The organism is Pseudomonas sp. LBUM1652 (genome assembly GCF_059716105.1).
In genome coordinates, this window is sequence record NZ_CP166804.1 from 3,172,659 (window position 1) to 3,185,293 (window position 12,635).

11 protein-coding genes are annotated in these 12,635 nt (G+C 60.4%); 6 read left to right on the plus strand and 5 right to left on the minus strand.

Annotated elements, in window-relative coordinates; translation table 11 throughout:
* Positions 1-2 precede the first annotated feature (2 nt).
* Positions 3-848: an iron uptake transporter permease EfeU gene (gene efeU / locus ACA069_RS14390; RefSeq protein ID WP_489881389.1), complete on the minus strand. Its 846-nt coding sequence runs from the start codon at positions 846-848 to the stop codon at positions 3-5.
* Positions 849-1,054: 206 nt separating this feature from the next.
* On the opposite strand from efeU, the gene ACA069_RS14395 reads away from it, so the two are divergent.
* The 6 genes from ACA069_RS14395 to ACA069_RS14420 all read left to right on the plus strand — a co-directional run bounded on the left by ACA069_RS14395 (position 1,055) and on the right by ACA069_RS14420 (position 7,922).
* Positions 1,055-2,071 carry an AraC family transcriptional regulator gene (locus ACA069_RS14395; RefSeq protein ID WP_497618165.1) on the plus strand — a complete coding sequence of 339 codons (1,017 nt, stop codon included), beginning with the start codon at positions 1,055-1,057 and terminating at the stop codon, positions 2,069-2,071.
* Between the two features lie 161 nt (positions 2,072-2,232).
* The gene (locus tag ACA069_RS14400; protein WP_497618167.1) at positions 2,233-3,897 is read left to right on the plus strand and encodes an AMP-binding protein; all 1,665 of its coding nucleotides are present in this window, start codon (positions 2,233-2,235) and stop codon (positions 3,895-3,897) included.
* A gap of 16 nt (positions 3,898-3,913) precedes the next feature.
* Positions 3,914-4,675: an SDR family NAD(P)-dependent oxidoreductase gene (locus ACA069_RS14405; protein WP_489881386.1), complete on the plus strand. Its 762-nt coding sequence runs from the start codon at positions 3,914-3,916 to the stop codon at positions 4,673-4,675.
* Positions 4,676-4,687: 12 nt separating this feature from the next.
* Complete coding sequence (locus tag ACA069_RS14410; RefSeq protein ID WP_497618170.1) at positions 4,688-5,881, plus strand: acetyl-CoA C-acyltransferase; 1,194 nt, start codon at positions 4,688-4,690, stop codon at positions 5,879-5,881.
* 124 nt (positions 5,882-6,005) lie between these two features.
* Positions 6,006-7,133 carry an acyl-CoA dehydrogenase gene (locus tag ACA069_RS14415; protein WP_497613898.1) on the plus strand — a complete coding sequence of 376 codons (1,128 nt, stop codon included), beginning with the start codon at positions 6,006-6,008 and terminating at the stop codon, positions 7,131-7,133.
* A gap of 15 nt (positions 7,134-7,148) precedes the next feature.
* Positions 7,149-7,922: an enoyl-CoA hydratase gene (locus ACA069_RS14420; RefSeq protein ID WP_497613900.1), complete on the plus strand. Its 774-nt coding sequence runs from the start codon at positions 7,149-7,151 to the stop codon at positions 7,920-7,922.
* A gap of 154 nt (positions 7,923-8,076) precedes the next feature.
* On the opposite strand, the gene ACA069_RS14425 is transcribed toward ACA069_RS14420, so the two are convergent.
* The 4 genes from ACA069_RS14425 to ACA069_RS14440 form a co-directional block, all read right to left on the minus strand.
* Positions 8,077-9,228 (minus strand): acyl-CoA dehydrogenase family protein, encoded by a 1,152-nt coding sequence (locus ACA069_RS14425; protein WP_497613902.1) that lies wholly within the window; start codon positions 9,226-9,228, stop codon positions 8,077-8,079.
* Between the two features lie 3 nt (positions 9,229-9,231).
* Positions 9,232-10,338, minus strand: coding sequence for an enoyl-CoA hydratase/isomerase family protein (locus tag ACA069_RS14430; protein ID WP_497613904.1), 1,107 nt, complete (start codon positions 10,336-10,338; stop codon positions 9,232-9,234).
* Positions 10,339-10,586: 248 nt separating this feature from the next.
* Positions 10,587-11,273, minus strand: coding sequence for an HPP family protein (locus tag ACA069_RS14435; protein WP_497613906.1), 687 nt, complete (start codon positions 11,271-11,273; stop codon positions 10,587-10,589).
* Positions 11,274-11,427: 154 nt separating this feature from the next.
* Complete coding sequence (locus ACA069_RS14440) at positions 11,428-12,606, minus strand: MFS transporter (protein WP_497613908.1); 1,179 nt, start codon at positions 12,604-12,606, stop codon at positions 11,428-11,430.
* Positions 12,607-12,635 lie beyond the last annotated feature (29 nt).

Here is a 12,635-nt window from a genome sequence, read left to right on the forward strand (position 1 = left end):
CCTTATTGGCTGGAAACGGAATTCGATTGCGCGGCGTTTTTGGCGGGCGCCGCCGGGAGGAAAAACATCACCAGCGCCACTACCAGATAAATCAGATAAGCGCCGAGGGTGCTGACGGTTGGCCCATCCTGGTAACCGAACATGCCGGCCAGCACCGAGCCCAGCGGGCCATCCATCGGCAGCGTCGCGCTGACGTCGAAGAGCACGGTTTGCAGGTGATTCCACACCCCGGCTTCATGCAGGGCTTGCACCGAATTGGCGAGAATCCCCGCGGCCACCACCAGGATGAACAACCCGGTCCATTTGAAAAACATCGAGAGATTGAGACGCATGCTGCCGGTGTAGATCAGGAAACCGACGACAATCGCCAGAAGCAGGCCGAGCAGGGCACCGATCGGCGCGCCCGGGCCTTCGCTTTGCTGGAACACGGCGAGCAGGAAAAACACCGTTTCCAGGCCTTCACGCGCCACGGCAAAGAACACCATAGCGATCAACGCGATGACCTGATGCCTGGAAGAAGTCAGGGCTTCATCCAGCGAGGCGTGCAGCGAATGTTTGATCGACCGTGCGACCTTGCGCATCCAGAACACCATCGAGCTGAGAATCCCCACGGCCACCAGCCCGACGATGCCTTCAAACAGTTCTTGCTGCTTTTGCGGGAATTCGGCGCTGACCAGTTCCAGTCCTCCACCGACCAGCAGGGCGAGGGCGGCGGCGAGAAATACGCCGATCCACACGGCGGGCATCCATTGGCCACGGCCGGTCTGTTGCAGGTAGCTGGCGATGATGCCAACGATCAGCGCGGCTTCAATGCCTTCGCGCAGCATGATCAGGAAAGGAACGAGCATTCGGCATCCAGATAGTCATTCGAAGAGTTACAAGTTGTAACATAATGAAAGTCATTCTCACATGACAATCATTGACATAAACCTGAACGTCAGCTGAACAACCCGGTTTTTGCCCTGCACAGATCTCCTGCACAGGGTTCTGTGGTGTACTCCTGTCGTGCGGTAAGATGCCCGCCAGTCAAAAACAACAAGGTCTGCCTCGCTCCATGTCGGAAAAAGACACCATCGCCGTTCAACTGGTGCGTGAAGCGCTGCTGCAAAGTTGTGTCCCCGGCGTGGCCACGGAAGAAGTCCTGAACAAGGTCGGCATTGCTCCGGCCTTGTTGCAATCCGAAGATGGCCGGGTGCCGGCCTCGCAGTACGCCAGGCTCTGGCGTTTGTTGGCCCGGCGCGGTGATGACGAGTTTTTTGGCATGGACCCGCGCAAGCTCAAGTCCGGCAGTCTGGAGTTCCTTTGTCGCAGTGCGATGGCGCAACCGACACTCGCTGCCGGTTTGAGCAGCGGCCTGGGATTTCTGTCGCTGATGCTTGAACGTCTGCCCGCGCAACTGGTGCATCAGCAGAGTCTGGCGGAAATCGTTCTGCTCGAAGACGATCCCGAACCGCGCCGTGCCTTCACCTATTTCACTTACTGGATGATCGTCCACGGCGTGGCCTGCTGGCTGGCCGGGCGGCGGATTCCGATTCTGGCCATTGAGCTGCGTTGCCCGGAACCGGACTTCACCGATGACTACCGGGTGATGTTCTCGGAGAACCTGCGTTTCGACCGGCCGCGCACGCGGATGATTTTCTCGGCGGACTGCCTGGATCTGCCGATCAAGCGCAGTGTTGAAGAGTTGAAACGCTTCCTGGCCCATGCGCCGGCCAACATCCTGGTCAAGTACCGCGATCCGCAAAGCCTCGCCAGCCGGATCAAACAGGATTTGCGCCAGCTCCCTGCTGAGCAGTGGCCGGAAACTGAAGCATTGGCGCAGCAGTTGTGTATGTCCGCTTCGACTTTGCGCCGACGTTTGGCAGAGGAAGGGCAGACGTATCAGGGGCTCAAGGACAGCGTGCGCAAGGAGTTGGCGATTGTCTGGCTCGCGGAGCCTTCGATCAGTTTTGTTGAAATCGCGGCGCGGCTCGGGTTTGCCGATGCGAGCTCGTTCTACAAGGCGTTTCGCAAATGGTCGGGGTCCAATCCCGGGCACTATCGCACGCTGATCCTGAATGAGGTTGTCTGACCCGACGCCTTCGCGAGCAAGCAACACACACCTAAAGGCATGGCCAAACCAGTCAGCCACTTTGATGGCTTTGACCATTGCCCCAAGCCACGCACAGCGCGACTATTCCTCTGTTGTTTACGGTTCCCCAACCTAATAAAAAACACAGAGGGATTCTGGCAATGCGCGACTACTTGTCTGCCACCGAACAGTTCAACTATCAGCACACCGTTGATACCGCGCTCAGCGGTACGCTTGAGGCGCTCAACGCCTGCGTCGAATGCTGCGACCGCCATGCATTGCCGGGGCGCATCGCGCTGTTCTGGGAGGGTCGCGACGGCGCCAGTGCGACGTACACCTTCAGCGACTTGCAGGACAAAGCCGCGCGTTTCGCCAATTTCCTCCTTGCCCAAGGCGTGCAGAAGGGTGACAAGGTCGCCGGCCTGCTGCCGCGCAACATCGAATTGCTCATCACCGTGTTCGCCACCTGGCGTATCGGCGCGGTCTATCAGCCGCTGTTCACCGCATTCGGCCCCAAGGCCCTTGAACATCGCCTGAACAGCTCCGGCGCCAAAGTGGTGGTGACCGACGCCGTCAACCGTCCGAAACTCGCTGAAGTCGCCGATTGCCCGACACTGGTCACCGTCGGCGGCGCCAAGGGCCAGGGCATCGTCCGAGGCGACTTCAGTTTCTGGGCTGAACTGGCCAATTATTCCAATGTCTGCGAACCGGTATTGTTGACCGGCGAAGACCCGTTCCTGCTGATGTTCACCTCGGGCACCACCGGCCCGTCGAAAGCGCTGTCGGTGCCGCTCAAAGCCATCGTCGCGTTCCAGAGCTATACCCGCGACGCCGTTGATCTGCGCCCCGAAGACGCGTTCTGGAACGTCGCCGATCCAGGCTGGGCCTACGGCATCTATTTCGGCGTGACGGGCCCGATGTCAATGGGCCACCCGATCACCTTCTACGATGGCCCGTTCACCCTCAAAAGCACCTGCCGGGTGATCAACAAATACGGCATCACCAACCTCACCGGTTCGCCCACGGCGTATCGCCTGCTGATTGCCGGCGGTGACGACTTTGCCAAGTCGATCAAGGGCAGGCTGCGCATCGTCAGCAGCGCCGGCGAGCCGTTGAATCCGGAAGTGATCCGCTGGTTTGCCGACAACCTCGACGTGGTCATTCACGACCATTACGGCCAGACCGAACTGGGTATGGTCCTCTGTAACCACCACGGTATCGAGCACCCGGTTCACGTCGGCGCCGCCGGTTTCGCTTCGCCGGGCCATCGCATCGTGGTGCTCGACGAGCAATACAACGAACTCGGCGTCGGCCAGCCCGGCATTCTCGCCATCGACCGGCCTAAATCGCCAATGTGCTGGTTCGGTGGCTATGAAGGCGCACCAACCAAAGCCTTCGTTGGCGACTATTACCTGAGCGGCGACACCGTGGAATGGAACCCGGATGGCAGCATCAGCTTCGTCGGGCGCAGCGACGACGTGATCACCACCTCCGGCTACCGCGTCGGCCCGTTCGACGTCGAAAGCGCGCTGATTGAACACCCGGCCGTGGTCGAGGCGGCGGTGGTCGGCAAACCGGACCCGGAACGCACCGAACTGGTCAAAGCCTTTGTCGTGCTCAGCGCGCAATACCGCGCGGAACCTGCGCTCGCCGAAGAACTGCGCCAGCACGTGCGCAAGCGTCTGGCAGCGCATTCATACCCGCGTGAAATCGAATTTGTCAGCGAATTGCCCAAGACCCCGAGCGGCAAATTGCAGCGCTTTATCTTGCGCAACCAGGAAATCGCCAAGGCTCAAGAGGCCGCAGCGAAAAACGTTTCAGCTTGAATCCAAGGAAACAGTCATGCAGATCGAGAACAAGGTTTTTATCGTCACCGGCGGCGCGTCCGGCCTGGGTGCGGCCACCGCTGAATTGCTGGTGAATGCCGGCGCCAAGGTGATGCTGGTGGACATGAATGCCGAAGCGGTTGCCGCGCAGGCTCAGCGTCTGGGCGTACACAGCGTCGTCGCCGACATCAGCAATGAAGCCGCTGCCGAAGCCGCTGTGCAGGCGACCGTCAAAGCCTTTGACAGCCTCAACGGTCTGGTCAACTGCGCCGGCATCGTCCGTGGCGAGAAGATCCTCGGCAAGAACGGCCCGCACGCACTGGCCAGTTTTGCTCAGGTGATCAACGTCAATCTGATCGGCAGCTTCAACATGCTGCGTCTGGCCGCTGCGGCGATTGCCGAAAGCGAAGCCAATGCCGACGGCGAGCGCGGCGTGATCATCAACACCGCCTCGGTGGCGGCGTTCGACGGTCAGATCGGCCAGGCTGCTTATGCCGCCTCCAAAGGCGCCATCGCCAGCCTGACCCTGCCCGCTGCGCGCGAACTGGCGCGTTTCGGCATCCGCGTGATGACCATCGCCCCGGGCATTTTCGAAACCCCGATGATGGCCGGCATGACCCCGGAAGTTCGCGAATCGCTGGCTGCTGGCGTACCGTTTCCGCCACGTTTGGGCAAGCCTGCCGAGTACGCCGCGCTGGTACGGCATATCATCGAAAACAGCATGCTCAACGGCGAGGTGATCCGTCTCGACGGTGCCTTGCGCATGGCCGCCAAGTAAGGAGGATTTGTCATGACTATTTCCAACGATCCGATTGTCATCGTCAGCGCCGTCCGCACCCCGATGGGCGGTTTCCAGGGCGAACTGAAAAGCCTCACCGCGCCGCAGCTTGGCGCTGCTGCCATCAAAGCGGCGGTTGAACGCGCCGGTGTTGCCAGCGATGCGGTCGACGAAGTGCTGTTCGGTTGCGTCCTGCCCGCGGGCCTCGGCCAGGCGCCTGCGCGGCAAGCGGCACTGGGTGCCGGGCTGGATAAATCGACGCGCTGCACCACGGTCAACAAGATGTGCGGCTCGGGCATGGAAACCACCATTCTGGCCCACGACATGCTGGTCGCCGGCAGCGCCGACGTGGTGATCGCAGGCGGCATGGAAAGCATGTCCAACTCGCCGTATCTGCTGGATCGCGCCCGCGCCGGTTACCGCATGGGCCACGGCCGCGTGCTCGATTCAATGTTCCTCGACGGCCTCGAAGACGCCTACGACAAGGGGCGCCTGATGGGCACCTTCGCCGAGGATTGCGCCGAGACCAATCACTTCAGCCGCGAAGCGCAGGACGCTTTTGCTATCGCCTCGACCACCCGCGCACAACAGGCGATCAAGGACGGTAGCTTCAAGGACGAAATCGTCCCGCTGACCGTGACCGTTGGCAAAGAACAGGTGCTGATCAGCCACGATGAGCAACCGCCGAAAGCCAAACTGGACAAGATCGCCTCGTTGAAACCGGCGTTCCGCGAAGGCGGCACAGTGACGGCGGCGAACTCCAGTTCGATCTCCGACGGCGCGGCGGCGCTGGTGCTGATGCGTCAATCGCAGGCGCAAAAACTCGGTCTGAAACCACTGGCGGTGATCCATGGCCACGCCGCGTTTGCCGATACCCCGGGCCTGTTCCCGGTGGCGCCAATTGGTGCGATCAAGAAACTGATCAAGAAAACCGGCTGGTCGCTGGGCGACGTTGACCTGTTCGAGGTCAACGAAGCGTTTGCCGTGGTCGGCATGGCGGCGATGACACACCTGGAAATCCCCCACGAGAAACTCAACGTGCACGGCGGTGCTTGTGCGCTGGGCCATCCGATCGGTGCCTCGGGTGCGCGGATTCTGGTGACCTTGCTCTCGGCATTGCGCCAGAAAAACCTCAAGCGCGGCGTGGCGGCCATCTGCATCGGCGGCGGCGAAGCGACGGCCATGGCCGTGGAATGCCTCTACTGACACGCACAATCCCCCTGTAGGAGCTGCCGCAGGCTGCGATCTTTTGATGTTGATTGTTAAAAACAAGGTCAAAAGATCGCAGCCTGCGGCAGCTCCTACATAGGGAAACAATCAAGGATTCACCATGATTCCCAACGAAGACCAAAACCAGATCCGCGACATGGCCCGGCAGTTTGCCGAGGAACGGCTCAAGCCGTTCGCTGCCGAGTGGGATCGCGAACACCGTTTCCCCAAGGAAGCCATCGGCGAAATGGCCGGACTGGGTTTTTTCGGCATGCTCGTGCCGGAGCAGTGGGGCGGTTGCGACACCGGTTACCTGGCCTACGCCATGGCCCTGGAAGAAATCGCCGCCGGTGACGGCGCCTGCTCGACGATCATGAGCGTGCACAACTCGGTGGGTTGCGTGCCGATCCTCAAGTTCGGCAACGACGATCAGCGCGAACGTTTCCTCAAACCGCTGGCCAGCGGCGCGATGCTCGGTGCATTTGCCCTGACCGAACCTCAGGCTGGTTCCGATGCCAGCAGCCTGAAAACCCGCGCGCGCCTTGAAGGCGATCACTACGTGCTCAATGGCTGCAAACAGTTCATCACCTCCGGGCAAAACGCCGGGATCGTGATCGTGTTTGCCGTGACCGACCCGAGTGCTGGCAAACGCGGGATCACGGCGCTTATCGTGCCGACCGATTCACCAGGCTACAAAGTTGCCCGCGTCGAAGACAAACTCGGCCAGCACGCTTCGGACACCTGCCAGATTCTCTTCGAAGACGTCAAAGTGCCGGTGGCCAACCGATTGGGCGAGGAGGGCGAAGGTTACAAGATTGCCCTGGCCAACCTTGAAGGCGGCCGCGTCGGCATCGCTTCGCAATCGGTGGGCATGGCCCGCGCCGCGTTCGAAGCGGCCCGTGACTACGCCCGCGAGCGCGACACCTTTGGCAAGCCGATCATCGAGCACCAGGCTGTCGCTTTCCGCCTCGCCGACATGGCCACGCAAATCGCCGTCGCCCGGCAAATGGTGCATTACGCTGCCGCCCTGCGTGACAGCGGCCAGCCAGCGCTGGTCGAAGCCTCGATGGCCAAGCTGTTCGCCTCGGAGATGGCCGAAAAGGTCTGCTCCATGGCGTTGCAAACCCTCGGCGGTTACGGTTACCTCAACGATTTCCCGCTGGAGCGCATCTACCGCGACGTGCGTGTCTGCCAGATCTACGAAGGCACCAGCGACATCCAGCGCATGGTTATTTCGCGCAATCTCTGACAAGGAATCTTGCCCATGACTTACGAAACGATTCTGCTGGAAACCCATGGCCGCGTTGGCCTGATCACCCTGAACCGCCCGCAGGCGCTGAACGCCCTGAACGCGCAACTGGTCCGCGAAGTGAATACCGCGCTCGATGGCCTGGAGGCGGATTCAAACATCGGCTGTATCGTCATCACCGGCTCAAAAAAGGCTTTCGCTGCCGGTGCCGACATCAAGGAAATGGCCGAGCTGACGTATCCGCAGATCTACATGGACGACCTGTTCAGCGACAGCGATCGCGTGGCCAATCGCCGCAAACCGATCATCGCTGCAGTCAACGGTTTCGCTCTCGGTGGCGGCTGTGAACTGGCGTTGATGTGCGACTTCATTCTGGCGGGCGACAACGCCAAGTTCGGCCAGCCGGAGATCAATCTCGGCGTCTTGCCGGGCATGGGCGGCACCCAGCGCCTGACTCGCGCTGTGGGCAAGGCCAAGGCCATGGAAATGTGCCTGAGCGGACGCCTGATCGATGCGGTGGAAGCCGAGCGCTGTGGCATCGTCGCTCGGATCGTGCCGAGCGATGAATTGCTGGATGAAGCGCTCAAGGTTGCCGCAGTGATCGCCAGTAAATCACTGCCGATTGCAATGATGGTCAAGGAGAGCGTCAACCGCGCGTTTGAGGTCAATCTGACTGAAGGCGTACGCTTCGAGCGCCGGGTGTTCCATGCGGCGTTTGCCACGCAGGATCAGAAGGAAGGCATGGCGGCGTTTGTGGCCAAGCGGCCGCCGGAGTTTACCGGTAAGTGATGCGTCGCCCCGGCTGACGCCTTCGCGAGCAGGCTCGCTCCCACATTGGTTCTGCGTTGTACGCAAATCTCCTGTGGGAGCGAGCCTGCTCGCGAAGCTTTTGAGGCCAGATCAAAAGATCGTAGCCTCGTTCCACTCGACAGCTCCTTCAGGGTTAGAGCTGGTAGTTCTTCAACTCCCTAGCAATCACCATCCGCTGAATCTCGCTCGACCCTTCATAGATCTGGGTAATCCGCGCATCGCGGTAGTACTTTTCGACCGGATAGTCCTCCAGATAGCCATACCCGCCATGAATCTGAATTGCTGACGAACAGACCTTCTCGGCCATTTCCGAGGCAAACAGCTTGGCCTGTGACGCCTCCGACAGACACGGTTTGCCCGCCGTGCGCAGCCGCGCAGCGTGCAGGACCATCAGCCGTGCCGCATTCAATTGCATGTGCATGTCGGCCAGCAGGTTGGCGATGCTCTGGTGCTCGTTGATCGGTTTGCCGAACTGCACCCGGTCTCGCGAATAAGCCAGCGCCGCTTCAAACGCAGCACGGGCGATGCCCAAGGCTTGCGCGGCAATGCCGATGCGTCCGCCCTCAAGGTTGGACAGGGCAATCGCCAGGCCTTTGCCACGTTCGCCGAGCAGGTTGGCCTCGGGAATGCTGCAGTTGTTCAGCGTCACCGCGCAGGTGTCGGAGGCGCGGATGCCCATTTTGTGTTCGGTGCGGTCAACGATGAAACCTGGGGTGTCGGTCGGCACCAGGAACGCGGAAATACCTTTCTTGCCCAGATCCGGATCGGTCACGGCAAACACGATTGCCAGTTTCGCCCGTTTGCCGTTGCTGACAAATTGCTTGGCGCCGTTGATTACCCACTGACCGTCGCGCAGTTCAGCGCGGGTGCGCAGATTGTGCGCTTCGGAGCCGGCCTGCGGTTCGGTCAGGCAAAAGCAGCCGATGGTTTGCCCGCTGGCCAGATCGGCCAGCCAGGTTTGTTTCTGTGCTTCGCTGCCATATTTGAGCACTGGGCCGCAACCGACCGAGTTGTGAATGCTCATGAACGCGCCGGTCGCGCCGTCACCGGCGGAAATCTCTTCTACCGCCAGTGCGTAAGCCACGTAGTCGACATAGGTGCCGCCCCATTCTTCGGGGACGACCATACCCAGCAGCCCCAGTTCGCCCATCTTCGCCACGAGGGCGTCATCTATCCAGCCAGCCTTTTCCCAGGCTTGCGCGTGGGGTGCGATTTCGCCACGGGCAAAGTCCCGGGCCATGTCGCGGATCATTACTTGCTCTTCAGTCAGTTCGAGATCGTGCATGGCTCAGCTCCCGCTCTCATCAAAACCGTGGAAGAAACTCGCGATATGCGCAGCGTCCAGTGCGGCGAGGGTCGGCGGGTTCCAGCGTGGTGACTTGTCTTTGTCGATCAGCAGGGCGCGGACACCTTCGATCAGATCGCCACGGGCGAACCACTGGCGATCCAGGTGCAGTTCCAGAGCGAAACAATGCTCCAGGCTCAGATGCCGGCCACGACGGAGCATTTCCAGGGTGATGGCCATGGCTAGCGGCGAGCGGGTTTCCAGCAGATCAGCGGTGGTAGTCGCCCACTCATGGCTGTCGGCGACGGTTACCGCGCGCAATTGTTCAACCATGCTCGGCACATCCGGCAGGGCGAAAAAGTGGTCGATGGCCGGGCGCAAGGCCTGGAGCGGCGCACCGGGCAGGGTTTGCACAGCGTTTTTGGCCAGCAGACTCTGTAAATCCTTGAGCGGCGTGTCGTGCCATTCCAGGCCATCGAGTTGTTCATCGAGCGTGACGAGTTTGTTGCTGTCGATGTACCAATCGGCGAGGCCGCAATACAGCGCATCGGCCGCTCGAATCTGCACACCACTGACGCCTAGATAAATCCCCAGCTCACCGGGGATGCGCGGCAGGAAGTAGCTGCCGCCGACGTCCGGGAAATAACCGATGGCCACTTCCGGCATCGCCAGACGGCTCTTCTCGGTGACCACCCGCAGATCGGCGCCTTGCACCAGGCCCATGCCGCCGCCGAGGACGAACCCATCCATCAGTGCCAGCACCGGTTTGCGGTAGTGGTGGATCGTCAGGTCGAGGGCGTATTCCTCGACGAAGAATTCTTCGTGCAGCGTGTCGCCGCTTTTATAGCTGTCGTACAGGGAACGAATGTCGCCGCCGGCGCAGAAGGCTTTTTCACCGGCACCGCGCAGCACCACTGCGTGGACATTAGCGTCCGTGGCCCAGGCGTCGAGTTGCTTTTGCAGCAATCGAACCATGTCGAGGGTGATGGCGTTGAGGCCGGCGGGGCGGTTGAGGGTCAGGTGACCAATGTGGTTGCGAACCTCGGCCAGCACTTCGTTTTGCGTGGCATCCATGGACAACGTCCTCGGGGATGAAGCCTGAGCAGTCATCACTAACTCCCTGCTTTTATTGTCTTTATTCGAGAAACTCGCGCGCGAGCGTTAACGGATCGTAACAGTGCAAATTTGCCGTGTACAACGGGGATATGTGCAGGGGCAGTCTGCGTTTTTGCCCTAAGTCATGGAATGCCACAACAGTGTAGGAGCTGCAGCAGGCTGCGATCTTTTGATCTTCTAAATCAGGATCAAAAGATCGCAGCCTCGTTTCACTCGACAGCTCATACAGGGGGAGGGTGGTGTCAGGAGAAGACTTCTCCGATGCTACGCCGCTTGGCGTGCAGTTCACTGGCGTGGATCAGTTGTTCGAGGTCTTCAGGCATGATGTCGATGAAGGCCCCCATGTCGGCCAATGCGAGTTTCAGGTCTTCAGCAGTGATCGCCTGGCTGTCGACCGGAGCCACTGCGGGTGCCGGTTCTGCTGGACGTTTCGGATAACGAATCCGCGTCAGATTGTTGTAGGCCAAGGCACTGAGCAGCATGCACGCAGCGCCGAGCATCACCGGTCCCATCGCTGTCCAGTCCATGGCAACGGTCGCCGGATCGGCCAGCACGAGAGTGAGTGCCAAAGCACCAGCCGGTGGGTGCAGGCAGCGCAACCAGCACATCAGAATCAACGCCATGCCCGCTGCCAGACAGGCGCTGCCCAAAGTTCGGCCTAGCACATGGGCGACCAGCAACGCGACGACGCCGGCACACAAATACCCACCGAGAATCGACCACGGCTGGGCGAGGGCACCGGATGACACGGCAAACAGCAACACTGCCGAGGCGCCCAAAGGCCCGATCAGGTGATAGGCGACGTCATGGCCAAATACCTGAGCGCACAGCCACACACTGAACAACGTGCCCAACGCCATGCCGATAGCGGCGCGGCTCCATTCGGTGGGGCGGGTGTTGATGGCGGCGGGCAACCAGCGAGCGAGCATGTGAATCGGTCCTTGCAGCAAATTCGGGGCAAAAAAAAGGACTGTCCGACAATCCGGAAAGCCCTCGAAGTGTTCCAACATTGGGGGAGGAACGCGCACAGTGTGCCGATCTATCTCGATGCTGACAAATTCATATTAATGCAGCTTTAGTGCATTATTTCTGAATTGAAGCGACGCGCCGACCACTGACAACACACAAGTAACCGCCCACGGCGGCCAGGGCGCTCAGAGCGTAGAACATGCTCGGCGCCGGTGTGTGCATCAGCAGGAACCCGCACATCACCGGGCTCGCCGCACCTCCAAGCGCCGCCAGATTCTGCGCACCGTAGTAGCTGCCGCGCAGTTCTTCCGGGGCGAGGGTGTCGACGAAGAGGAAATCAGCTGGGTAGATGATCATTTCGCCCAGAGTGAAGATGAACATTGCCACGCACCAGCCAATAAGGCTGTCGGCCAGACTGAACCCGATCAGCCCGACAATGAACAACGCAGTGCCGCCGGCAATCCAGTGACGCAAGTGCTCGCGGCTGAGCAGGCGGCCGACCTGGTATTGCAGCAAAATCACCGTGATTGCATTGCAAGCGAGCAGGACGGCCATGGTATCGAGGGTCTGTTGCTGGGTGTGGGTCACCAGCAGGTATTGCGACAGGTACAAGGTAAAGCGCCCGTGCACCAAGGTGCTGAGCAGACAGCCGAGGGTGAACAGGATCATCGTGCGGTCGTTTTTCAGGATGATCAGCGTCTTCAGAAAGCTTTGCGGCTGACCGACCGGCGCTATCGGCCTGACGTCTCTGGCGGCACCCAGCAACAGAAAAATGCTGCCAATGGCAATCGCACCCGCCACGATAAACGGCGCCGACGGCTGGATACCGGCAATTACCACGCCGATCATCGGGCCGACGGCGTAGCCGATGTTGGTCAGCGTGTAGTTCAGGGAGAACGCCTTGACCCGTTGGCCAACCGGCAGGTTTTCACTGAGGATCGCCTTGGAGCAGATCAGGAACAGCGCCGACGCCGTCTCGCTGATAATCAGCACCAACGTGACCAGATACAGATTCTGCGCGAAGGTCAGCAGGATCAGGCCGATGCCGCTCGAGAGCATGGTCAGGATCAGCAACTGGCGCTTGTCCAGCTTATCGATGATGTAGCCGCCGTACAGCGACAGCAGCGTGGCACTGAACACTGCGATACCCAACAACAGGCCGACGTCTTGCGGGTTGAGGCCGAGTTTGTTGCTGAGGAACAAGGTCAATAACGGGCTGATCAGGGCGCGGCTGATGACGACGGTGAGCGAGCTGATCATCAACCGGCGAATGAGGGGCGAATAGGTGGCCACGAAGAGGTCAATGTCCTTATTTCGGATTC

Bases quoted from the DNA above. Each gene is read 5' to 3' on its own strand.
- ACA069_RS14420 (WP_497613900.1), top strand. From the start codon at position 7,149: ATGACTTACGAAACGATTCTGCTGGAAACCCATGGCCGCGTTGGCCTG.
- ACA069_RS14430 (WP_497613904.1), bottom strand. From the start codon at position 10,338: ATGACTGCTCAGGCTTCATCCCCGAGGACGTTGTCCATGGATGCCACG.
- ACA069_RS14405 (WP_489881386.1), top strand. From the start codon at position 3,914: ATGCAGATCGAGAACAAGGTTTTTATCGTCACCGGCGGCGCGTCCGGC.
- ACA069_RS14435 (WP_497613906.1), bottom strand. From the start codon at position 11,273: ATGCTCGCTCGCTGGTTGCCCGCCGCCATCAACACCCGCCCCACCGAA.
- efeU (WP_489881389.1), bottom strand. From the start codon at position 848: ATGCTCGTTCCTTTCCTGATCATGCTGCGCGAAGGCATTGAAGCCGCG.
- ACA069_RS14415 (WP_497613898.1), top strand. From the start codon at position 6,006: ATGATTCCCAACGAAGACCAAAACCAGATCCGCGACATGGCCCGGCAG.
- ACA069_RS14410 (WP_497618170.1), top strand. From the start codon at position 4,688: ATGACTATTTCCAACGATCCGATTGTCATCGTCAGCGCCGTCCGCACC.
- ACA069_RS14395 (WP_497618165.1), top strand. From the start codon at position 1,055: ATGTCGGAAAAAGACACCATCGCCGTTCAACTGGTGCGTGAAGCGCTG.
- ACA069_RS14425 (WP_497613902.1), bottom strand. From the start codon at position 9,228: ATGCACGATCTCGAACTGACTGAAGAGCAAGTAATGATCCGCGACATG.
- ACA069_RS14400 (WP_497618167.1), top strand. From the start codon at position 2,233: ATGCGCGACTACTTGTCTGCCACCGAACAGTTCAACTATCAGCACACC.